The sequence below is a fragment of the Embleya sp. NPDC005971 genome, from assembly GCF_040629175.1.
GTDB lineage: Bacteria > Actinomycetota > Actinomycetes > Streptomycetales > Streptomycetaceae > Embleya.
Map to the genome: position 1 here is coordinate 70602 of NZ_JBEXUX010000021.1, position 22241 is coordinate 92842.

17 protein-coding genes are annotated in these 22241 nt (G+C 71.7%); 13 read left to right on the plus strand and 4 right to left on the minus strand.

Translation table 11 applies throughout. The features are described 5' to 3' along the window. Positions 1-43 precede the first annotated feature (43 nt). The 3 genes from ABZ374_RS20170 (at position 44) to ABZ374_RS20180 (ending at position 4057) form a co-directional block, all read left to right on the plus strand. A complete protein-coding gene (locus tag ABZ374_RS20170) occupies positions 44-1138 on the plus strand; it encodes a DUF4192 domain-containing protein (RefSeq protein WP_360312844.1) in 1095 nt (364 codons plus the stop codon). 154 nt (positions 1139-1292) lie between these two features. After that, complete coding sequence (locus tag ABZ374_RS20175) at positions 1293-3233, plus strand: glycogen debranching N-terminal domain-containing protein (protein WP_360312845.1); 1941 nt, start codon at positions 1293-1295, stop codon at positions 3231-3233. 116 nt (positions 3234-3349) lie between these two features. Beyond that, entirely contained in the window at positions 3350-4057 is a 708-nt protein-coding gene (locus ABZ374_RS20180; RefSeq protein WP_360312847.1) for an NUDIX domain-containing protein, read from the plus strand. Positions 4058-4114: 57 nt separating this feature from the next. On the opposite strand, the gene ABZ374_RS20185 is transcribed toward ABZ374_RS20180, so the two are convergent. Continuing rightward, positions 4115-4567 (minus strand): hypothetical protein, encoded by a 453-nt coding sequence (locus ABZ374_RS20185; RefSeq protein ID WP_360312849.1) that lies wholly within the window; start codon positions 4565-4567, stop codon positions 4115-4117. A gap of 189 nt (positions 4568-4756) precedes the next feature. Here ABZ374_RS20185 and ABZ374_RS20190 point away from each other — a divergent pair, with 189 nt between their 5' ends. The 6 genes from ABZ374_RS20190 (at position 4757) to ABZ374_RS20215 (ending at position 12764) form a co-directional block, all read left to right on the plus strand. Then, positions 4757-6244 (plus strand): ATP-binding cassette domain-containing protein, encoded by a 1488-nt coding sequence (locus ABZ374_RS20190; protein ID WP_360312851.1) that lies wholly within the window; start codon positions 4757-4759, stop codon positions 6242-6244. Further along, a complete protein-coding gene (locus ABZ374_RS20195; RefSeq protein WP_360312853.1) occupies positions 6241-6999 on the plus strand; it encodes an ABC transporter permease in 759 nt (252 codons plus the stop codon). The genes ABZ374_RS20190 and ABZ374_RS20195 overlap by 4 nt, the downstream gene beginning before the upstream one ends. 151 nt (positions 7000-7150) lie before the next feature. Continuing rightward, positions 7151-8005 (plus strand): FadR/GntR family transcriptional regulator, encoded by an 855-nt coding sequence (locus ABZ374_RS20200; RefSeq protein ID WP_360312855.1) that lies wholly within the window; start codon positions 7151-7153, stop codon positions 8003-8005. Between the two features lie 226 nt (positions 8006-8231). After that, positions 8232-9869 (plus strand): SpoIIE family protein phosphatase, encoded by a 1638-nt coding sequence (locus ABZ374_RS20205; protein ID WP_360312857.1) that lies wholly within the window; start codon positions 8232-8234, stop codon positions 9867-9869. A 255-nt stretch (positions 9870-10124) separates the two neighbouring features. Further along, positions 10125-11732, plus strand: coding sequence for an RNA polymerase sigma factor (locus ABZ374_RS20210; protein WP_360312859.1), 1608 nt, complete (start codon positions 10125-10127; stop codon positions 11730-11732). Positions 11733-11969: 237 nt separating this feature from the next. Beyond that, positions 11970-12764 carry a serine protease gene (locus ABZ374_RS20215; RefSeq protein ID WP_360312861.1) on the plus strand — a complete coding sequence of 265 codons (795 nt, stop codon included), beginning with the start codon at positions 11970-11972 and terminating at the stop codon, positions 12762-12764. 133 nt (positions 12765-12897) lie between these two features. Here the strand turns inward: ABZ374_RS20215 and ABZ374_RS20220 are convergent, their stop codons facing one another. Beyond that, on the minus strand, positions 12898-13128 hold the full coding sequence (locus ABZ374_RS20220; RefSeq protein ID WP_020555816.1) for a hypothetical protein: 231 nt from the start codon (positions 13126-13128) through the stop codon (positions 12898-12900). Between the two features lie 385 nt (positions 13129-13513). Here ABZ374_RS20220 and ABZ374_RS20225 point away from each other — a divergent pair, with 385 nt between their 5' ends. The 3 genes from ABZ374_RS20225 (at position 13514) to ABZ374_RS20235 (ending at position 18003) form a co-directional block, all read left to right on the plus strand. Next, a complete protein-coding gene (locus tag ABZ374_RS20225; protein ID WP_360312863.1) occupies positions 13514-15634 on the plus strand; it encodes a DNA topoisomerase IV subunit B in 2121 nt (706 codons plus the stop codon). Between the two features lie 378 nt (positions 15635-16012). Next, positions 16013-16393 (plus strand): DUF485 domain-containing protein, encoded by a 381-nt coding sequence (locus tag ABZ374_RS20230; protein ID WP_360312865.1) that lies wholly within the window; start codon positions 16013-16015, stop codon positions 16391-16393. Next, positions 16390-18003 carry a cation acetate symporter gene (locus ABZ374_RS20235; RefSeq protein WP_360312867.1) on the plus strand — a complete coding sequence of 538 codons (1614 nt, stop codon included), beginning with the start codon at positions 16390-16392 and terminating at the stop codon, positions 18001-18003. Before ABZ374_RS20230 ends, ABZ374_RS20235 begins: the two co-directional genes overlap by 4 nt. Here ABZ374_RS20235 and ABZ374_RS20240 read toward each other — a convergent pair. Continuing rightward, a complete protein-coding gene (locus ABZ374_RS20240; RefSeq protein ID WP_360312869.1) occupies positions 17997-18986 on the minus strand; it encodes a sucrase ferredoxin in 990 nt (329 codons plus the stop codon). The two genes, ABZ374_RS20235 and ABZ374_RS20240, sit on opposite strands and share 7 nt — an antisense overlap. A gap of 114 nt (positions 18987-19100) precedes the next feature. Between ABZ374_RS20240 and ABZ374_RS20245 the strand changes: the two genes are divergently transcribed. Next, positions 19101-19574 (plus strand): HD domain-containing protein, encoded by a 474-nt coding sequence (locus tag ABZ374_RS20245; RefSeq protein ID WP_360312871.1) that lies wholly within the window; start codon positions 19101-19103, stop codon positions 19572-19574. An 87-nt stretch (positions 19575-19661) separates the two neighbouring features. Here the strand turns inward: ABZ374_RS20245 and ABZ374_RS20250 are convergent, their stop codons facing one another. Continuing rightward, the gene (locus ABZ374_RS20250; RefSeq protein WP_360312873.1) at positions 19662-22130 is read right to left on the minus strand and encodes a DNA topoisomerase (ATP-hydrolyzing); all 2469 of its coding nucleotides are present in this window, start codon (positions 22128-22130) and stop codon (positions 19662-19664) included. Between the last annotated feature and the right edge of the window lie 111 nt (positions 22131-22241).

The window sequence follows — 22241 nt, forward strand, 5'->3', positions numbered from 1 at the left end:
CCGGGTGCCGGGCTCGGATCGCGAGCGGGCGCACGCTCGCCCCATGAACGACACCGATGGTTTCGACCGCACCCCGTTCGTGGCGATGTCCCCGCAGTCCGTGCTGCGGGTGCGCTCGCCCGCCGATCTGGTGGAGGCCGTGCCGTACCTGATCGGCGTGCGGCCCACCGACAGCGTGGTGCTGTTGGGCATCCTGCCGGGCGAGCGCAGCCGGGTCGGCCCGGTGTTGCGGCACGACCTGCCGCCGCCGGCCGATTTCGAGCCCGCCGCCCGGCACTTCGCCCGACTGCTGGTGCGCGCCGGCGCGCGCGGCGTGGCCGTGGCGATGTATCCCGACGGCGCCGAGGCCGCTGCGGGAGGGCCGGCGGTGGAGGTCGGGTCGGCGGCCGTCGAGCGGCTGCGGCCGTTGCACGCGGCGATCGCCCACGCGTGTGCGGCGCACACGATCGAGGTGCGCGAGGCGGTCTGCGTGAGTACCGAGCGCTGGTGGTCCTACGGCTGCGCCGACGACCGGTGTTGCCCGACCGAGGGCACCCTGCTGCGTACCGAACGCAGCTCGACCGTCGCCGCGACGGCGGTTTGGGCGGGCCTGCCGGAGCCGATGTCGTTGGCCGAGTTGGTGCGCCGCTTCCGGCCGCCGGAGTACGCGATGCGCGAACTGATGTTGCGGGCGTACGAAAGTGTGCGGGCCCGGCCGGAAGAGTTCGCGGCGCGGCGCACGCTGACCGCGCTGGCCGGTCACCGGGCCAGGTTCCGGGCCGGCGACACCACGATCGAACCGGCCGAGGCGGCGCGCCTGGTGCTCGGGTTGGGCGACGCCCGGGTGCGCGACGACGTGATGGCCTGGCACGACGAACAACCGGGCGGCGCCGACGACGTGGCCCTGCTCGCGCTGTGGACCGCGCTGGCCCGCCGAGCCTTCGCCCCCGCCTCCGCGCCACCGCTCACCCTCGCCGCGTGGGCGGCCTGGACGATCGGCGACGGCGTGTTGGCCCGGGTCGCGGTGACCCGGGCGTTGCGGGCCGACACCGGATACACGATGGCGCGACTGCTGCACTCGGCGATCAACAGCCCGCTGAGCGCGGCCGAGGTGCGCCGACGGATCTTCCGCGATGCCGTGACCAACCGGGCTCCGTGACCGTTGGGGGGCCGGGGGCCACACGGCGACGCACGGTCGACGGCGGGGCGGACCGCCGGCGGGATCGCCGCCGGCTCCGACGCGGGGCGGCGATTCGCCCGTGTCGGGTCCACGAGCAGCGGCCCACGAGAAGCGGGAGACGAGAGCGGTGACCGTGAGCACGATCCCACATCCCCTCGCGCACGAGGCGCTCGTCTGCGTGGACGCGCCCGGCATGGTGATCGGTGGGCTGGACGGGCAACTGCGCGGGCACGGCGTCCAGGGCGTCTACCACGACGGGCGGCGCACCCTCTCGCGCATCGTGCTGACCATCGGCGGTACCGAGCCCGAGCCGCTGTCCGGACACGTGGTCGCGGCCGACGCCGTGCGCTACCTCGCGATGCGCCGATTCGCCGCAGACGGCACCCCCGACCCCGGCCTGGTGATCGAGCGCACCCGGCACGCCGCCGGTCGGGAGCGCCTCGTACTGCGCAACACCGGCCGCCGGGCGCTGCGGCTGCCGATCGAACTCGCCCTGGGCGCCGACCTGATCCCGCTCGACGCGTTACGGGCCGGACACCGGCCGACCGAGTTGCGGGCCCGGGTCGCCGCGGCGGGTCTGGGCTGGAGCGCACCGGACGGTACGAGCGTGCGGGTGAGCGCCGAGCCCGCACCGAACACCGCGCTGGCCGCCACCGCGACGCTGCGCTGGGACGTCGACCTGGAGCCGGCCCGCTCGTGGTCGGTCGAACTGCGCGTGGTCGCCGAGCCGGCTTCCGGCCGACCCGGCCCGCGCGCCTTCTCCGGTCGGCCGCCCTGGACGCAGCCCCGGGTGCGCTGCGACGACGTGCGGGTCGCCGGCTGCCTCGACCAGGGACTGCGCGACCTGCGCGCACTGTTGGTGGTCCCCGATCCCGACCTGCCGACCGCGCCGCTGCCCGCGGCCGGCGCGCCGTGGCAACTGGCCCCCACCGGGCGCGACGCGTTGTGGACCGCCCGGATGTTGCTGCCGCTGGGCACCCGATTCGCGAGCGGTGTACTGCGGTTGCTCGCCGCCCGTCAGGGCGTGCGGGTGCGGCCGCGCGGCGAGGACCCCGGGCGGATCCCGCACACGCTGGGCCGGGCCGGCGAACCGGCCCGCTACGACTGCGCGGGCTCGACCGCGCTGTTCGTCACGCTGTTCGGCGAAGCCTGGCGCTGGGGGCTGCCCGCCGCCGAGGCCGGCCCGTTGTTGCCCGCGCTCGGCCGGGCGCTGGGACACCTGTCCCGAACGCTCGGCGAGCGGCCCGGCGACTTCGTCCGGCTCGGCCCCGAAGGGCCGGCGCCGTGCGAACTCCAGGCGCAGACCTACCAGGCCGCGCGGCACGGCGCGGCGTTGCTGGAGGCGCACGGTCTGCCGGGCGCGGACGCCCTGCGGGAGCGCGCCGAGCAACTCGGCGTCGCCTTCCGCCGGGCGTTTCGCGCCGAGGACGCCGCGGGGGAGTACTACGCGGCGGCGCTCGACCCGGCCGGTCGGCCGATCACCGTGGCCTCGTCCGCGATGGCGCACCTGCCCGGCAGCGGCATCCTGGACGACACCGGAAATCGGGCGGTGGCCCGCCGGTTGACCGCGCCCGACCTGGACTGCGGCTGGGGGCTGCGCGGCACCTCGACCCGGCTGCCCGGCTACCACCCGCTCGCCGCCCGAGGCGGCGTGGTGCGCGCCCACGACACCTGCGTGGCCGCCGCCGGACTCGCCGAAGCGGGCCATCTCGACGCCGCACAGCAGTTGTTCGCCGGGTTGTTACACGCCGCACCGTGGTTCCAGTACCGATTGCCGGAGATGCACGCGGGCGAACAACGCGCGCAAGGCCACGCCCCGGTGGCCCATCCGCTGGCCTGCCGCCCGTTCGCCCGCGCCGCCGGGGCGATCCTGCCGGTCCTGGTCGCGCTCGCCGGCATTCGGCCCGACGTGCCGGCCGGACGGGTCACCGTGCGCCCGCCCGGCCCGCTGGACATCGGCGAACTCGAACTGCGCGACCTGTGCGTGGCCGGCGAGCCGTTCACGGTCCGGGTCAACCGGGCCGGCCAGGCGATCGTGGAGGAGGCGGCGAAGGGCATCCAGCTCGCGATCTGAACCCGGCGCCCGGTGACGCGACGCCACCACCCGCGTGCACGGGGTATGCCCACCGATCGCAATCCGTTTTATCGTCAGCCAGACAGCTAGTGCCCTCCGGGCACTAGGATCGCCCCATGCCACGCTCCGAGACCTCGCTCTTTCCGCCCTTCGGAGTCACCGTGGATCTTGTCGTCCTCACGGTGCGCGAGCACGCTCTGAGCGCCTTGACCATCCGCCGGGGCGAACCGCCGTTCCAGGGCGCCTGGGCGTTGCCCGGCGGCTTCGTGCGCGAGGGCGAGGGCCTGGAGGCCGCCGCGGCGCGCGAACTCGCCGAGGAGACCGGCCTGGACCGGCTGCCGGTGCACCTGGAACAACTCGCCACCTTCGGCGACCCCGGCCGCGACCCCCGGATGCGGGTGGTCAGCGTGGCCTATCTGGTCCTGGCCCCGGACCTGCCCGCGCCGCGCCCCGGCGGCGACGCGGCCGGCGCGCGCTGGTCCTCGGTCGGCGAACTGCTCGGCGACAACAGCCGACTCGCCTTCGACCACGGACGCATCCTGGAGGACGGCGTCGAGCGCGCCCGCTCGAAGATCGAATACTCCTCGCTCGCCGCCGCGTTCTGCCCCGAGGAGTTCACCGTCGGCGAGCTGCGCCGGGTCTACGAGGCGGTGTGGGGCGTGGCCCTGGACCCGCGCAACTTCCACCGCAAGGTCACCGGCACGCCCGACTTCCTGGTGCCCACCGGCGGCACCACCACCCGACAGGGCGGCCGGCCGGCCCAGCTCTTTCGGCGCGGCTCGGCGGAGAAGCTCAACCCGCCGATGTTGCGCCCCGAACCCTGACCGACCCGGCTCGGGTGAAGCCCGCCCGCTTGCCGTGTCCCGCGTGCCCGCGACCCGTCAGCCCTGGCCACCCAGATCGAGCCCGCCCGCGTCGTAGGCGAGTTGCGCGTCCCGGCTGCGGTGGTGACCCATCAGCGTGAGCAGTTCCAGCACGCGCGGTCGCAGCGCCGGCCACCCGGCGATGCCCTGCGGTCCGTGCGCGATGCCCGCCAGGACGTCGTCCAGCAGCAGGCCGAGCCGGGCGTGTTCACCCCGCAGCCGACACACCGCGGGTTCGAACCTGGGATCCGCCCGGCGCACCTCGTCGTAGAGACCGTCGGGTCCCTCGGTGGCCACGACATGTTCGTACAGATCCGCCCGCAACTGCCGCAACCCCGCGCACAACGCGGCCAGCCGGCGCGGCCCCGGCGGCCCGGCGACCAGACCGTCACGGACGATCAACAACGCGTCGTCGAGGTCGCCCCGCCTGCGGCGCACGGCCTCCAGGACACCCGGATCGGGAAGAGACATGGCGACCTCCAGAGGCGGTACGCGGCGGTATTTCGATGATCCTCCAGGAACCGGCGGCCTGTCCAGGTTCGGCGGCCTTTTCCACAGCTCGCCGATACGACGTCAAATGCCGGGAAAATTATCTTTTCGCCGGTATGTTGCCAAAGATCCATAGATCTCCCGTATCCGGAGTGGCGAGGAGCGACGGCGATGATCCAGACACGCGGGCTGACCAAGAGATACGGCGGCATCGTGGCCGTCGACGACCTGTCCTTCGATGTGCTCCCCGGCAAGGTCACGGCTCTGCTCGGGCCCAACGGCGCGGGCAAGTCGACCGCCCTGCGGCTGATGCTCGACCTGGAGCGCGGCGGGGGCGAGACGCTGTACGACGGCCGACGCTACCGGCGGCTGCGCCGACCCGGTGCCGAGGTCGGTGCCTGTGTCGGAGCCACCGGCGCACATCCGGGGCGACGGGTGCGGGCGCACCTGCGGATGCTCGCGGCGGCCGGCGGAATCCCGAACCGCCGGGTGAACGAGGTGCTCGACCTGGTCGGGTTGACCCCGGTGGCGGGCGCCCGGGTCCGGGTGCTGTCCGCAGGCGCGTCGGGCCGACTCGGGCTGGCCGGCGCGCTGCTCGGCGATCCGGGCACGTTGGTGCTGGACGAACCCGCGACCGGCCTGGATCCGCAGGGCGTGCGCTGGCTGCGCGACTTCCTGCGCGCCTTCGCGGCCGACGGCCGTACGGTGCTGGTCGCCGGACACATCCTGGCCGAGACCGCGAATTGCGCGGATCGGGTCCTGGTGATCAGTCGGGGTCGCCTGGTCGCGGACGAATCGGCGCTCGACTTCCTGCGCCGCGGGGTGCGGGCCGGGGTATCGGTGCGCACTCCGCAGGTGGCCCGGCTGTCCGCGCTGTTGCGGGCCGAGGGCGTGCACGCCGCCCGCTCCGGCGGCACCACGCTCGTCGTGACCGGCGCCGACCGGGCCAGGGTCGGCGAGATCGCCTTCCGCGGCGGGATTCTGCTGCACGAGTTGGCCGAACGCGAGCCCGGAGTCGGCGACGCGTTCACCGATGTGATCACCGTGCGCCGCGAGCGCCCCCAGGTCGCGATGGACGAGGACGCCCCCGACGAGGGGTCGGCCGGGCTCGGGTCGACCAACCGGCCCACCGAGGAACTCGTCGGGTTCGGAGCCGAGTTCACGACCGAATTCGCCACCGGGTTCACGACCGAATCCTCGACCGGGCCCGACCCCGCGACGGCGCCGGCCACGGCGCCGGCCGGCGCGACGTCGGCGACCGTGCTCGGGACCGGGCACGATCGCGCCCCCGGGCCCGACCCGCACGCCGAGTCCGAGCAACCCGCGGCCCGGCCGCGAGCGCAGACCCCGCAGCCGGTCGAACCGGGATCCGCGCCGGCGACCCGCGACACCGCCTCGATCGCCGCGCCCGAGCCGCACCGGATCGTCGAGACGCACGCCGATCCGGCCGCCGGCCGCGAGACGCCCCGCGCCGCGCACCCGGCCGCCGAGGCCGGCGCCGACACCACCGCCGCGCGGAACCCGAACCCGAACCCGAACCCCAACCCGAACCCGAACCCGAACGCGACGCCCGCCGCGCTGCCGCCGAGGCGCCGATTCGCCCGCACCTGGCGCTCCACCGAACGCACCCGGCAGACCGACGAGGTGAGAAGCGCATGAGCGCGATCGCATACGAATTCGTGCGGGCCCGCAGCCTGCGCACGACCTGGTGGGGCCTGCTGGGCCTGCTCGCGCTCGCCGCCGGCGCCGGCTGGGTGGCGGCCCGCCAGGCCGGCGCGGCCCCGATCGATTCCGCCGAGGTGGCCCACCTGGTCACCGCCGGCCCCGGCCGCACCCCCGCGCTGATCCCCGCGATCATGCTGCTGACCGCCCTCGCCTGTGCGCGCGAGCAACGCCGGGACGCGCTGCCCGCCCTGCTGCTCGCGTTGCCCCGGCGCGGGCGGGTCTACCTGGCCAAGCTGGTCGGCACCGCGTTCGCGGCCGTCCTGGTCGCCGTCCTGGCGGTGGCCGCGAGCGTGGGCACGGCCCGTGTCGTCTTCGGCCCGACCTTCCCCGACACCGCGGCGATCGAGGCCCCGGCGACCCGGATCGTGGCCGGCTTCGTCGCCTACGTGCTGCTCGCCGCCGTACTCGGCCTGGCGATCGGCACCCTGTCCCGAGGCGCGCCGCTGATCGCGATCGCCGCCGCGGCGCTGCCCGCCGGCGCCGAACGCCTGATCGCGGCGGCGATTTCGGCCGGTGTCCCGCCGGCGCACCGAGACCTGGTGCGTTACCTTCCGTTCCGCGCCGCCGATCGCATGCTCGTCGTCGGCGACGGCAAACTCGCGCCGGTGGTGGCCGGCTCCGTGTTGGCCGCGATCACGCTCGTGCTCACCGTGCTCGCCATGATCACCTTCGTCCGCCGCCGGGCCTGAGCCGGTTTCGATCGACGTCACACTTTCGGACGATCGACCCGCAAGGTAGATCACCCTTTCGTGTGTTTTTCAGCCGAGAGCGGGTTTGCTGCTCAAGCCGGACCCGTTCGAGGCCGAGATGGAGAGCGTGAGTATCGCTGCCCATCAGACAATGACCCACGCCCCGGCGAGCGGATCGGCCGACGCGTTCCGCGCCGGCGAGCCGGGCGCCGCCGGCACCGACCCGATGTCCCGCCGGCCGTACGTGTGGGACGGACCCGACCTCGAACCGGCACGCGCCGTGCGCAAACCGGGCGTCGGCCGAGGCCGCGGCCTGCACGGCCAACTCGTCCAGCAGCTCGGCCAGATGATCGTCGCGGGCGAAGTGGGCGCCGAACGTCCGCTGGTGCCCGAGGAGATCGGCCAGCGCTTCGAGGTCTCCCGGACCGTGGTGCGCGAATCGCTCCGGGTCCTGGAGGCCAAGGGCCTGGTCAGCGCCCGGCCCAACGTCGGCACCCGGGTGCGCCCGGTGAGCGACTGGAACCTGCTCGACCCCGACGTGATCGAGTGGCGCGCGTGCGGCCCCCAGCGCGACTCGCAGCGTCGCGAACTCTTCGAACTGCGCTGGGGCATCGAGCCGTTGGCCGCACACATGGCCGCGTGCCGCAACCACCCGGAGATCGTCCGCCGGCTCGGCGACGTCGTGGAGATCATGCAGCGCGCCGTCGCCCAGCCCGACCCGCTGACCTTCAGCCGCGCCGACGCGGAGTTCCACGGTCTGCTGCTCCAGGTCGCGGGCAACCGCATGCTCGACCACCTCGCGAGCATCCTGGCCGCCGCGCTCCAGGTGTCGGGAGGCCACGTGGCCGGCTGCGAGCACCTCTCCGAGGCGTCCGTCGCGCTGCACGCGCGCCTGGTCGACGCGGTCGCCGCCGGCGACGGCGAGAGTGCCGAGGCCGCCATGCGTTCGCTGCTCGCCGTACACCCCGAGGTGGACCGCCAGTTCCCCGCCCCACGCGAGGGCTGACCCGCAGTCGAGGGACCGTGCCACGCGAGAGCGAGGACACGAACGCGTCGCCCCTTCGCCGACCCGCCGCCCGGGTCGACGAAGGGGCGCGGGTATGTCCGAGCCCGCCCGCTTATCCGACGTACGGAGAGTTCAAGCCAATCACTCCCGGTGAGAAGGTTCGCGTGCGTACTCTCGATACCTGACTCGCCGGCCCGGAGTTGCCAACAGGTGGGGTTGTGAGGCAATGAACGACGACAAGGTCGGATGCGAGCGGCTCGCCGGGATCGACGCGGCACTGCTGGCAACCTTGACCAGCCAGGGATCGACGGCATTCGCGTTCTACGATCGGCGCCTGCATTGTCGGCGGGTCAGCGGCGCACTCGCCCGACTGGCCGGCCGCTCGGCCGAGGACCTGCTCGACCGACGACCCGACGAGGTCTATCCGCCCCCTCGCGCCCGCCGGATCGAGGCCACCCTCTCCCGGGTGCTGGCCTGCGGCGAGCCGTACGTGGAGACCCACACCAGTCGCGGCTCCGACCGCGACGAGCCCGCCGACCGGGTCGGCACGGCGCGCTCCGACGAGCGCGAACGCGCTTACGAGTCCCAGTGGTTGCCGGTGCGCGAGGCGGGGGACGAGGCGGGCCCGGTGATCGGCGTACTGCTGGTGGTGCGCGACATCACCGAGCAGCGGCGCTGCGTGGAACTGCTGCGGTCCAGCCAATGGCGTACCGCCCGGCTCCAGGCGATGACCGCGCGGATCGCCGGCACGCTCAGCGTGCCCGAGGTGGAGGAGGCGGTCGAGGAACTGGGCGTCGGCATCGCCGCCGCGTGCTCGCAGGCGTATCTGCTGGACGAGACCGCGCCGGTATACCCGTGGCCGAACGTGCCCGCGCAGCGCACCGTCACCCGCCGGCGCGGCCTGCCCGCGCACTGGTCGGCGGACCTGGTGGCCGCAGTGACCGACGGCATCGCGCGGTACACCTCGAACGACGGCCCGGGCGCCTCCCGGGTGCTCCTGCCGCTGGTCGGCTCCGGGGCGCCGCTGGGCGTGCTGCGCTACACCTTCGACGACGGACGGGCGTTCGACCCGGACGACCGGATCTTCCTGGAGGCGTTCGCGGGGCAGTGTGCGCTGGCCATCGAGCGTTCACGGCTGTACGAGCGCGAGCACCGCACCGCCGTCGCGCTGCAGCGCAGCCTGCTGCCCGAGCGGCTGCCGGCGGTGCACGGCGTCGAGTTCGGCTTCCGCTACCTGCCCGGTGCACCCGACTTCGAGGTCGGCGGCGACTGGTACGACGTGTTCCAACTGCCGGACGGGCGAGTGGCGATCGTGGTCGGCGACGTGATCGGCAAGGGCCTGACCGCGGCGGCCGGCATGGGCCGGGTGCGCTCGGCCCTGCGCGCGCTCGCCTTCACCGACCCCGAGCCCGCCGCCGTACTCACCGGCCTGGACCGGCTGTTCACCGCGACCGAGGACGACGAGTCGCTGACCACGCTGGTCTACGCCGTGGTGGATCCCGCGACCGGCCTGCTCGACCTGGCCGACGCGGGCCACCTGCCGGTGGTGCTCGTCTCGGCCGACGGCAAGGCCAAACTCGTCGAGATCGGCGAGGAGTCCACCCCCCTGGGAGTTGCGGAACGGCGGACGCAACACACCATTCGACTCGATCCGGGGGACATCCTGATCGGCTTCTCGGACGGCCTCGTGGAGACCCGCGGTCGCGGCCTCGACGAGGGCCTGGACGACCTCGTGGAGATCGCCCGCGGACCCAACGAGGGCCTGGAGGCGCTGTTGACCGACATTCTCGAAGGACTGCTCGGAGACCGGGACCGAGACGACGACGTGACCATCCTGGGGGTACGGATCACCGGTGACGCGTGACCGGATCCCTCACACAGGGTGTGGCGCGTGCCGCAAGAGGGAACCGTGTGAGCTGCACCACCGAACGGGTGCGTAACACTTCTCCGCCTGGCCCGATGAGTACGAAGGTGGCAGCCGTTCGGGAATAGCAAAACAGGCCGCTGCGCTGATCGGAGCGCAACGGTTTGCCGGAACCACGCTGTCCGCCCGAGTGTCGTTCGCTTGGCGGCGCCTGCCTGTCCACCAGGTCGTGACGCCGTCCAGATCGTCGAGAGGTTGTTTGTGTCGGCCAGCACATCCCGTTCGCTCCCGCCCGAGATCGCCGAATTCCTCAACGTGAAGTCGTTGATCGAGCGGGGTGAGGCCCAGGGGTACATCGCCAGCGACGAGGTGCGTCAGGCGTTCGAGGCCGACCAGATTCCGGCCACTCAATGGAAGAACGTCCTGCGCAGCCTCAACCAGGTCCTCGACCAGGAGGGTGTGACCATCATGGTCAGTGCCGCGGACTCGGCGGCGCCCAAGCGCACCCGGAAGAGTGTGGCGGCCAAGAGCGCCGCCAAGCGGACCGCGACCAAGACCGTCGTCTCCAACCGCACCGCCGCCACCGTGACCGCCGTGCCCGCCGCGACCGAGCCGGCGACGCCCGAGGCCGACGGCGCGCCGACCACCGCCGCGACCGAGACCGCCCCGGGCGCGCCCACCGCGCCCGGGGCGCCCGCGACGAGCGCCGCGCCGCGCAAGAGCGCCGCGAAGAAGACCACCGCCGCGGGCACCGCCAAGAAGGCCGCGCCGAAGAAGGTCGCCGCCAAGAAGACCGCCGGCAAGGCGGGCGAACCCGACGCCGAGGCCGAGGAGTTGCCCGAGGACCCCGAGGCGGTCGTCGAGGACGCGGTGCCCGACGAGCCGGAGAGCAAGGGCTTCACCCTCTCCGACGACGAGGACGACGCCCCCGCGCAGCAGGTCGCCGCCGCCGGCGCCACCGCCGACCCGGTCAAGGACTACCTCAAGCAGATCGGCAAGGTTCCGCTGCTCAACGCCGAGCAGGAGGTCAACCTCGCCAAGCGGATCGAGGCCGGCCTGTTCGCCGAGGACAAGCTCGGCTCCGGCGACAAGCTGCCACCCAGGCTCCGGATGGAGCTGGAGATCATCGCCGAGGACGGCCGCCGGGCGAAGAACCACCTGCTGGAGGCCAACCTGCGCCTGGTGGTCTCGCTGGCCAAGCGCTACACCGGCCGCGGCATGCTCTTCCTGGACCTGATCCAGGAGGGCAACCTGGGCCTGATCCGGGCGGTCGAGAAGTTCGACTACACCAAGGGCTACAAGTTCTCCACCTATGCGACCTGGTGGATCCGGCAGGCGATCACCCGGGCCATGGCCGACCAGGCGCGGACCATCCGCATCCCGGTCCACATGGTCGAGGTGATCAACAAGCTGGCCCGCGTGCAACGCCAGATGCTCCAGGACCTGGGCCGCGAGCCCACCCCGGAGGAACTGGCCAAGGAACTCGACATGACCCCCGAGAAGGTCATCGAGGTGCAGAAGTACGGCCGCGAGCCGATCTCCCTGCACACCCCCCTCGGCGAGGACGGCGACAGCGAGTTCGGCGACCTGATCGAGGACTCCGAGGCGGTCGTGCCGGCCGACGCGGTCAGCTTCACCCTGCTCCAGGAGCAGTTGCACTCGGTGCTCGACACACTCTCCGAGCGTGAGGCGGGGGTGGTGTCGATGCGTTTCGGGCTCACCGACGGTCAGCCCAAGACGCTCGACGAGATCGGCAAGGTCTACGGGGTCACCCGGGAGCGCATCCGCCAGATCGAGTCGAAGACCATGTCGAAGCTGCGCCACCCGTCCCGCTCCCAGGTGTTGCGCGACTACCTGGACTGAGCCCGCGGGCGCGGCCCGGCCGTGCCCGCAACGAACATCGGCCCCGGATACACCATCCGGGGCCTTCGTGTGTGCGCCTGCCGAGGAAATCACCCGTTCGCCCAAAGCGAGGATTCCGGATCGCCACGCTGGGGCACCGGCTTCTACCTGACGGTAGCCGGCGAGAGGTTCCCCATGATGGTGCGAACGCCCGAGCGGAACAGACGCAGCAAATTCCGGCGGTACACACGAGGATCGATGGTCGCGCTTGTCACGGTCGTGACGGCGGCACTCCTGATCGGCGCCACCCCCTCGGGGCCGCCGCGCGTGGTGGTCGGTGGGAGCCCCGCGGACACCGCGACGTATCCGTGGGCGGTGGCCCTGTCCAGTCGAGCCGAGTACGGATCCGCGCGATCGGGGCAGTTCTGCGGCGGCACGCTGATCGCACCCACCAAGGTGCTGACCGCCGCGCACTGCATGTACGACGCCAACGGCAACCGGGACGACCGGCCGGACCTGAAGGTGATCCAGGGACGGACCGACCTGCGCGGCACCCAGGGTCGGGAGGTGGCGGTCGGCCGGGTCCAGGTGAATCCCGACTTCGACCCGAGCCGGATCTCCGGCGACTGGGCGGTGCTCACCCTCGCCGAGCCGCTCGGTACGGGCCTGGCCTCGATGGTGGAACAGGACGCGGACATTTACGCGAGCGGCACCGCGTCGACGGTGTTCGGCTGGGGCGACACCACGGGGCGCGGCGACTACTCCTCGACACTGCGCCAGGTCACCGTGCCGCTGGTGTCCGACGCGACCTGCGCGACCGCGTACCCGGGTGGGCGGTACGGGACGTACGAACCGGCCTCGATGGTGTGCGCCGGCGAGCGGCAAGGGGGCAAGGACGCGTGCAGTGCGGACAGCGGTGGCCCGCTTCTGGTCGCCGGTCGGGTCGCCGGGATCGTCTCGTGGGGAGACGGATGTGCCCTGCCGGGTAAACCGGGCGTCTACACCCGGGTCGCCGCGTTCGCCCGGGACATCCGGGATGCCGCCGGATTGTGAGGGATATCACGGGCCGTGAGGGCGGTGACCGCCCCCCTGGGTGACGACGACAGACGCCGATGGCGGCCACCTCGCGGTGGCCGCCATCGGCGCGATGTCTGCTCGTCGGGATCTCAGAGGGTCGGCTGTCTGGTCAGTTGTCGTCGTCCGGTGCGGTAACGGGGACCGCCGTGAGGCGGTCGGTCTCGTCCTGTATCTCCACGGCCACCTTCCGAAGCTCTGGTTCGAACTTACGGGCGTGGTGCGCACAGAACAGCAGTTCGCCGCCGCTGGAAAGGACTACCCGAAGGTATGCCTGGGCGCCGCACCGATCACAACGGTCGGCGGCCGTCAACGGACTGGCGGGTGTCAGAACCGAATTCACGTCGCCTCTTCTCTACTCGACGAAGCCTTCATCGATGTCCAACATCAAATCAGCCTCGAACGTTCCCGGGGTGATCGTGTCATGTTCAACAGCTTCTCGGCACACCCCTTCTGCAACTCATTCCTTGTGCATAGGACGTGCCCTGTGCGCGTACGGTTCATGCCGGCCACCCGATCGGGTGGTCGAAGATGTGTTCGGATGCCGGCTAGGATGCGGCGGCGAGCCGTCGCCGGGGTGTCTTCCGGCCCCGGTAGCCTTGCTCTCCGGCGCGACGAGGGTGATCAACGGGCCCGATTTCGGGGGCTCGGACATCGCCGACGCGCCGCACGGATCGACGCGTTCGCGGCGATTCGACTACGCGACTACATGCGAGGAGTTGCACCGCGTGACCGCCCAGACGACCGCGCAGTCCACCGCGCTCCTGGCGGGCGAGCCCGATCACTCGAACTACACCGCGCGACATCTCCTCGTTCTCGAGGGTCTTGACGCGGTCCGCAAGCGGCCCGGCATGTACATCGGCTCCACCGACAGTCGGGGCCTGATGCACTGTCTGTGGGAGATCATCGACAACTCGGTGGACGAGGCCCTCGGGGGTTTCGGCGACCGGATCGAGGTGATCCTGCACGCTGACGGCTCGGTGGAGGTTCGGGACAACGGTCGCGGTATCCCCGTCGACGTGGAGCCCAAGACCGGCCTGTCCGGTGTCGAGGTCGTCATGACCAAGCTGCACGCAGGCGGCAAGTTCGGCGGCGGATCCTACGCCGCCTCCGGCGGCCTGCACGGCGTCGGCGCCTCCGTGGTCAACGCCCTGTCCGCCCGACTCGACGTCGAGGTGGACCGCGGCGGGCACACCCACGCCATCTCGTTCCGCCGCGGCGTGCCCGGCGAGTTCGCCACTCTCGGTGCGGACGCTCCGTTCAGCGCCGGTAACGGGCTGCGCAAGATCAAGAAGGTCGCCAAGGCGAAGGTCGGCACCCGGATCCGCTACTGGGCGGACCGGCAGATCTTCCTCAAGGACGCCGCGCTCGACCTGGAATCGTTGTATTCGCGAGCCCGCCAGACCGCCTTCCTGGTGCCCGGACTGACGATCGTTGTTCGCGACGAGCGTAATGGTGCGAATCCGGGCGAAGTGGACGAACAGGTCTTTCACTACTCCGGTGGGATCAGCGAGTTCTGTGAATACCTCGCTCCCGACCGCGCGCTCTGCGACGTATTGCGCTTCACCGGGTCCGGCACCTTCAAGGAAACCGTGCCGGTGCTCGACGAGCAGGGGCACATGGTGCCCACCGAGGTCCAGCGCGAGCTGGGCGTGGACGTGGCGCTGCGCTGGGGCACGGGCTACGACTCGACCCTGCGTTCCTTCGTCAACATCATCGCCACGCCCAAGGGTGGCACCCACGTCGCCGGTTTCGACCAGGCGCTCCGGCGCACGGTCAACGACGTGCTGCGCTCGACCAAGCTGCTGCGCGTGGCCGAGGACGACATCACCAAGGACGACGCGACCGAGGGCCTGACCGCCGTGGTCACCGTGCGGCTGGCCGAGCCGCAGTTCGAGGGGCAGACCAAGGAGGTGCTGGGCACCTCGGCCGCCGCGCGGATCGTGCAGAACGTGGTGTCCAAGGAACTCAAGGCGTTCCTGACCTCCACCGGACGCGACCACAAGGCGCAGTCGCGCGCCGTCCTGGAGAAGGTCGTCTCGGCGGCCCGCACCCGGATCGCCGCGCGACAACACAAGGAGGCCCAGCGCCGCAAGACGGCCCTGGAGACCTCGGCGCTGCCGGCCAAGCTGGCCGACTGCCGCAGCGACGACGTCGAACGCAGCGAGCTGTTCATCGTCGAGGGCGACTCGGCGCTGGGCACCGCCAAGCTCGCGCGCAACTCGGAGTTCCAGGCCCTGCTGCCGATTCGGGGCAAGATCCTGAACGTGCAGAAGGCGTCCGTCTCGGACATGCTCAAGAACGCCGAATGCGCCGCGATCATCCAGGTGATAGGAGCGGGCTCCGGGCGTACGTTCGACATCGACCAGGCCCGCTACGGCAAGATCATCTTCATGGCGGACGCCGACGTCGACGGCTCGCACATCCGCTGCCTGCTGCTCACCCTCTTCCAGCGCTACATGCGCCCGATGGTCGAGTCCGGCCGGGTCTTCGCCGCGGTGCCGCCGCTGCACCGGATCGAGCTGTCCCGGCCCAAGAAGGGGCAGGACAAGTACGTCTACACGTACTCGGACTCCGAGCTGAAGCGCACGCTGCTGGAATACCAGCGCAAGGGCATCGCCTGGAAGGACCCGGTCCAGCGGTACAAGGGTCTGGGCGAGATGGACGCCGATCAGCTCGCGGAGACCACGGTCGACCCCCGGCACCGCACGTTGCGCCGGATCAACCTGGGCGACCTGGAGGCGGCCGAGCGGGTGTTCGACCTGCTGATGGGCAACGAGGTGGCGCCGCGCAAGGAGTTCATCACCAACTCCGCGTCGTTGCTCGACCGCTCGCGGATCGACGTCTGAGCACACCGCCGCACCGGCCGGGGCCGGGCCCGAAGGGACTGTTCGTCCCTTCGGGCCCGGCCTTTTTCATGATCGCCGGCCGGGTCGAACGGCCCGTATATCTGCGATAGAAGGACGAATGTCACTCATTGGCGTATGACCGTCACACCTCCCGTATCGGGAGGGCTCGAACCCTCGTTGGCCAAGCGATTCCACGAGCATGGCGGAGCCAGGAGTGCGGCCGTGCCGGCGGTTCATCCGAACAGGTGAATCGTGCACAACCTGGCCGTGCGGCCCGCGCCCGCTGCCCATGCTGAACACCAGTCCCATCGAACGCCTGTCTCGGGTGCTCGGATCGGACGGAACCGCGCGGTTCGGCCATCGACGAGGAGAACTACGGTGACGACCAGTTCGTACCGACCCACACCCACCCGGGGTGTGCCGTTCGGCGACCCGGAGCCGGATCCGCGCGCGGACATCTATCTACGCGTGCAGGCGAGCCCGGAATTCCAGGAGATCCGGCGTCGCTATCGCGACTTCGTCTTCCCGATGTCGCTCGCGTTCCTCGCGTGGTACCTGCTCTACGTGTTCGCGTCCACGTTCGCGCGCGGTTTCATGGCGCACCGGATCCTGGGCGCGTTCAACGTCGCACTCGCCTTCGGCCTGCTCCAGTTCGCGAGTACGTTCCTGATCACCTGGTCGTACGCCCGCAACGCGCGCGGCAAGCGCGACCGGGCCGCGCTCAACCTGCGGTGGGAGACCCAGGAGATGTTCCGGTGAACGCGGTCCACCTCGCGGCCGCGGGCGGCCACCGCGGGCTGACCGGCCTGCTGTTCGTGGTCTTCGTGGTGATCACCCTCGGCATCACCGTGTGGGCCAGTCGGAACAACCGCACGACCAACGACTTCTACGCCGGCGGCCGCGAGTTCTCCGCGTCCCAGAACGGGCTGGCCATCGCCGGCGACTACATGTCGGCGGCATCCTTCCTGGGCATCGCCGGACTGATCGCGCTGTTCGGCTACGACGGCTTCCTGTACTCGATCGGCTTCCTGGTCGCGTGGCTGGTCGTGCTCATGCTCGTGGCCGAACTCGTGCGCAACTGCGGGCGGTTCACGATGGCCGACGTGGTCGCGTTCCGGATGAGCCGCAAGCCGGTGCGGACCGCGGCGGGGGCCGCGACCATCGTGGTCTCGATCTTCTACCTGATCGCCCAGATGGTCGGCGCGGGCACCCTGGTCGCGCTGCTGCTCGGCGACCCGGGCGGGTCGGCGCAGACCTGGACGATCGTCGGCGTGGGCGCGCTGATGGTGGTCTACGTGACCTTCGGCGGGATGAAGGGCACCACCTGGATCCAGATCGTCAAGGCGGTGCTGCTGCTCGGCGGCGCGATCCTGATGACGATCCTGGTCCTGCTGCGTTTCCACTTCGATCTCGACGAGTTGCTGGACACCGCCGCGCACACCAGCGGCCACGGACAGCAGTTCCTGGAACCGGGGCTGAAGTACGGGAAGAACCTGACCAGTCGACTGGACTTCATCAGCCTGGCGATCGCGCTGGTGCTCGGCACCGCGGGGTTGCCGCACATCCTGGTGCGGTTCTACACCGTGCCCACCGCGCGCGCCGCGCGGCACTCGGTGATGTGGGCGATCGCCCTGATCGGCACGTTCTACCTGCTCACCATCGTGCTCGGATTCGGCGCCGCGGCGGTGCTCGGCTCGGACCGGATCCGCAAGTCGAACGCGGCGGGCAACACCGCGCTGCCGCTGCTCGCCGAGGAACTCGGCGGCGGACCGGACACGTTCGGTGGTGTGGTGTTGCTCGCGGTGATCGCGGCGGTGGCGTTCGCGACCATCCTGGCGGTGGTGGCCGGCCTGACGCTGGCCTCCTCGGCGTCCTTCGCGCACGACCTGTACACGAACGTGATCCGCAAGGAAGCGACCGACGAGAAGAGCGAACTGCGGGCCGCCCGGCTCTCGGCGATCGTGATCGGCGGGATCGCGATCGGGCTGAGCCTGTCCGCGCAGAAGCTCAACGTCGCGTTCCTGGTCGCGCTCGCCTTCGCGGTGGCCGCCTCGGCCAATCTGCCCACGCTGCTGTACACGCTGTTCTGGCGGCGGTTCAACACCAACGGCACGGTCTGGGCGATCTACGGCGGGCTCGGCTCGGCGCTGCTGCTCGTGTTGTTCTCGCCGGTGGTCTCCGGGGGCAGGACGCCGCTGGTGACCGGGATCGACTTCCACTGGTTCCCGCTGGAGAACCCGGGCATCGTGTCGATCCCGATCGGCTTCCTGTGCGGCTGGATCGGCACGCTGCGCTCGGACGAGGAGGCGGACGCCGGCAAGTACGCCGAGATGGAAGTGCGTTCGTTGACCGGGGCGGGCGCCTACTGACGGTGCGTCAATAGACGGGCGCGCATGCTCGTCGGGAGGCCCTCGTCCTTGCCGCAACTCTCCGGCCGGGCGGGGGCCTCCCGACGTGCGTCCACCGCGACGGTCCAGGTGCGGCCGTCGAGGTGATCGACGCGCACGGTCCATCCGCCGTCGTCCTCCGCGCGCTCGTCGTAGACCGACAGCGCGTCGGCCCGGCGCTCGCCGCAGTCCGCGCGGACCGCGAGCTCGGCGGCCTGACCGGCCCGGGAGTAGGTGGCCCGACCCCGGCAGTGATCCGGCACCATCTCGCCGCGCCGGGCGGCGGCGACCACGGCGCGGGCCGCGGTGGGGTCCAGGCGCCCGTACAGGTAGCCCTGGGGCAGCACGACGGCGGTCGGGGCGAACCGGTGCCCGCCCAGGTGCGTGACCTCCCAGGTGGCCTCGGGGAAGCTCGTGGCGAGCGCGGCGGCCAGCGGTCGGCCCGCGACCGCGCAGCACCGGTCCCGCTTGCCGTTCGTGCAGATCAGCAGGAGCGGTTCGGCGGCCGACTCGCCCACCGAGGGTTCGACCGGTCCGGCCAGCGCGGCCAGGTCGAGGGCGAGCAGATCGGCCGCGGCACGCACCCGCAACCGGCGCAGCCAGGTGCCACCGGGCTCGGTCCAGGCCAGGAAGGCGGTCCGGGGGCCGTCGGGGGCCCCGGCCTCGTCGTCGGCGCGGCGTCCCGGGGTGTTCGGGGTGCGCTCGCCCTCGTCGCTTCCGGCGCCCGGCTCCTCCGAGCGGCGGCTCGCTTCGTCCGGCCGACGGATCAGCGCGGCGCGGAAACCGGCCCGGCCGGCCCGCTCGTCCAACTCTTCGCCCACCCCGTCGTCGAGCCCGCGGCTGTCGGTCAGCGCCCTGGCGGCCCACGGCCCGGGGTGTTCCACGAGCAGCCAGCCGCGCGTGGTCGGAGCGGTGCCGGCCATCGGCTCGGCGAGTTCGTGCGAGAGAAAGACGCAGGTTTCCACGACTGTGCACCGTATAACTTTCGCCGGCCGGCCGGCCCGATCGGTCCCGCCCCGAGCGCCCCGATCCGGTGATCCCGGTACGGTTGTTGCACACGGTAACGATGGGAGGCGGCCATGCCCCAGGGACGGACCGACGGGAGTGCGGCGATAGCCGGCTTCACGTTGGACGACGCGGTGGCGCTCGCCAGGGCCGCGCACGACGGTCAATTGGACAAGGGTGGTCATCCGTACATCACGCACCCGCTGCGGGTGATGCGGCAGGTCGAGGGCGCGTATACGCAGATGGCGGCGGTCCTGCACGACGTGATCGAAGACACACCGGTGGGTGCGGACGACCTGCGTGCCGCCGGCGTGCCGGAGCGGGTGGTGGCGGCGGTGATCGCGCTGTCCAAGCTGCCCGGCGAACCGCTGGAGGTCAGCATCGCGCGCGCGGCGGCGGACCCGATCGCGCTCGTGGTCAAGCGGGCGGACATCGCGGACAACCGCTCCGAGGCCCGGCTGGGCCAGCTCGACGCGGCGACGCAGGTGCGGCTGCGCAGCAAGTACGCGCGCTCGATCGAGCTGCTGGAGGAGTTCGCGGCGCGCTGAGGCCCGGGCGGGTGTGCCCGGCGAGCGAACGAACGAGGGAGGCCCCCGCAGCGAGGGACGCTGCGGGGGCCTCGTCGATGGGTCGACTCAGACGGTGCCCGGCGGGCCGCCGACCGTGTCGACGTGCTTGGCCAGCGGCGTGCCGGAGCCGTCCCGGCGCGGGTCCGGGGCGGGCAGTTCGACCGGCCGGCCCTTGGCGTCCGAGGCTCGGGCCGGCGCCGGACCCGCCCAGGCCAGGCGCAGGGTGGTCTCGCCCTTGAGGAAGCGCTGGCAGCGCACGCCCCCGGTGGCCCGACCCTTGCGCGGGTATTCGGAGAACGGGGTGACCTTGCAGGTGCCGTGCTCCGAGCCGAACAGCGCGTCGCCGCTGTAGGCGGCGACGGTGACCACCGTCGCGTCCGCGCCCGGATCCACCGCGGTGAACGAGAGCACGGACTGCTCGGCGCCGAGCTTGATGCCGGCCATGCCACCGGCCGGGCGGCCCTGCGGCCGCACCATCGACGCCTGGAAACGCAACAACTGGGCGTCGTCGGTGATGAAGACCAGGTCTTCCTCGCCGGTGCGCAACTCGACCGCGCCGACGATCACGTCGCCCTCGCGCAGCGTGATCACCTCCAGGTCGTCCTTGTTCGCCGGATAGTCCGGCACGACCCGCTTGACCACCCCCTGCGCCGTGCCGAGCGCGAGCCCGGGGGAGTCGGCGGCCAGGGTGGTCAGGCACACCAGTCGTTCCTGCGCCTCCAACGAGACGAACTCGGAAAGCGGTGCGCCGCCGGCCAGGTTCGGCGCGGTCGCGGTCTCCGGCAACGAGGGCAGGTCGACCACGTTGATCCGGAGCAGCCGACCGGTGCTGGTGACCGCGCCGACCTCGCCGCGCACGGTGGCGGCGACCGAGGACACCACCAGGTCATGGTTGGCTCGGCCCCCCTCGGGCGGCAGCGGACCGCCGGTCGAGGTGCGGGCGAGCAGGCCGGTCGAGGACAGCAGCACCGTGCACGGGGCGTCGGTGACCTGGAGCGGGACCGCCGCGGCGGGCACGTCGGCCGACTCCAGCAGGACGGTGCGGCGCGGCGTGCCGTACTTCTTGGACACCGCGGCCAGTTCCTCGGAGACCACCTTCCGGAGCAGCTTGTCGTCCTCCAGGATCGTGGTCAGCTCGGCGATCTCGGCGCGCAGCCGCTCCTGCTCGGCCTCCAGTTCGATCCGGTCGAACCGGGTGAGCCGGCGCAGCGGGGTGTCCAGGATGTAGGACGCCTGGATGTCGGACAGCGAGAACGTCTCCATCAGACGTTCCTTGGCCTGCGCCGAGTTGTCGCTGGAGCGGATCAGCTCGATCACGCGGTCGATGTCGATCAGCGCGACGAGCAGGCCGTCCACCAGGTGCAGCCGCTCCTGGCGCTTGCGGCGACGGAACTCGCTGCGCCGGCGGACCACCTCGAAGCGGTGGTCCACGTAGACCTGGAGCAGTTCCTTCAGGCCCAGCGTGAGCGGCTGGCCGTCGACGAGCGCGACGTTGTTGATGCCGAAGGTCTCCTCCATCGGCGTCAGCTTGTAGAGCTGCTGGAGGATCGCCTCGGGGTTGAAGCCGTTCTTGATCTCGATGACCAGGCGCAGGCCGTGCGAGCGGTCGGTGAGGTCCTTGAGGTCCGCGATGCCCTGGACCTTCTTGGACTGCACCAGCTCCTTGATCTTGGCGATCACCCGCTCGGGGCCGACGTTGTAGGGCAGTTCGGTGACCACGATGCCCTTGCGGCGCGCGGTGACCGACTCGACCGACGCGGTCGCGCGGATCTTGAAGGTGCCGCGGCCCTTCTCGTACGCGTCCCGGACGCCGCCCAGGCCGACGACCCGACCGCCGGTGGGCAGGTCGGGGCCGGGCACGTGGCGCATCAGGTCTTCGAGCGTGGCGCCGGGGTGTCGGATCAGGTGGCGCGCGGCGGCGACCACCTCGACCAGGTTGTGCGGCGGCATATTGGTCGCCATGCCGACCGCGATCCCGGACGCCCCGTTGACGAGCAGGTTCGGGAACGCGGCGGGCAGGACGCCCGGTTCCTGTTCCTGGCCGTCGTAGTTGGGGCCGAAATCGACGACGTCCTCGTCGATCGAGTCGACCATGAGCATCGCGGCCGAGGACAACCGGGATTCGGTGTATCGCATCGCGGCGGGCGGGTCGTCGCCGCCGAGGGAGCCGAAGTTCCCGTGGCCGTCGATCAGCGGCAGGCGCATCGAGAACGGCTGCGCCATCCGCACCAGGGTGTCGTAGATGGGGCCGTCACCGTGCGGGTGCAGCTTGCCCATCACCTCGCCCACGACGCGGGCGCACTTGACGTATCCCCGGTCCGGGCGCAGGCCCATCTCGGCGGCTTGGTACAGGATGCGGCGATGCACGGGCTTGAGTCCGTCGCGGGCGTCCGGCAGTGCCCGTGAGTAGATCACCGAGTAGGCGTACTCCAGGAAGGAGCCCTGCATCTCGTCGACGACATCGATGTCGAGGATGCGTTCCTCGAAGTCGTCCGGTGGCTGCGGACCGGAAGTTTTCGTACTACGGCGGGCCATGCGCGGCGTTGCTCCTTTGCTTCTTCGGGCCGGCGCCGGGCCGTGTCTCCCGTGTCCGCCCGAGGGCGGCGCGGCCGGGGACGGCCCGCACGGCGTGCCCATTGTGACCCG

Coding starts and splice junctions, on each gene's coding strand:
- ABZ374_RS20170 (WP_360312844.1), top strand. CDS start 44: ATGAACGACACCGATGGTTTCGACCGCACCCCGTTCGTGGCGATGTCC.
- ABZ374_RS20180 (WP_360312847.1), top strand. CDS start 3,350: ATGCCACGCTCCGAGACCTCGCTCTTTCCGCCCTTCGGAGTCACCGTG.
- ABZ374_RS20185 (WP_360312849.1), bottom strand. CDS start 4,567: ATGTCTCTTCCCGATCCGGGTGTCCTGGAGGCCGTGCGCCGCAGGCGG.
- ABZ374_RS20190 (WP_360312851.1), top strand. CDS start 4,757: ATGATCCAGACACGCGGGCTGACCAAGAGATACGGCGGCATCGTGGCC.
- ABZ374_RS20195 (WP_360312853.1), top strand. CDS start 6,241: ATGAGCGCGATCGCATACGAATTCGTGCGGGCCCGCAGCCTGCGCACG.
- ABZ374_RS20200 (WP_360312855.1), top strand. CDS start 7,151: ATGACCCACGCCCCGGCGAGCGGATCGGCCGACGCGTTCCGCGCCGGC.
- ABZ374_RS20205 (WP_360312857.1), top strand. CDS start 8,232: ATGAACGACGACAAGGTCGGATGCGAGCGGCTCGCCGGGATCGACGCG.
- ABZ374_RS20215 (WP_360312861.1), top strand. CDS start 11,970: ATGGTCGCGCTTGTCACGGTCGTGACGGCGGCACTCCTGATCGGCGCC.
- ABZ374_RS20245 (WP_360312871.1), top strand. CDS start 19,101: ATGCCCCAGGGACGGACCGACGGGAGTGCGGCGATAGCCGGCTTCACG.
- ABZ374_RS20250 (WP_360312873.1), bottom strand. CDS start 22,130: ATGGCCCGCCGTAGTACGAAAACTTCCGGTCCGCAGCCACCGGACGAC.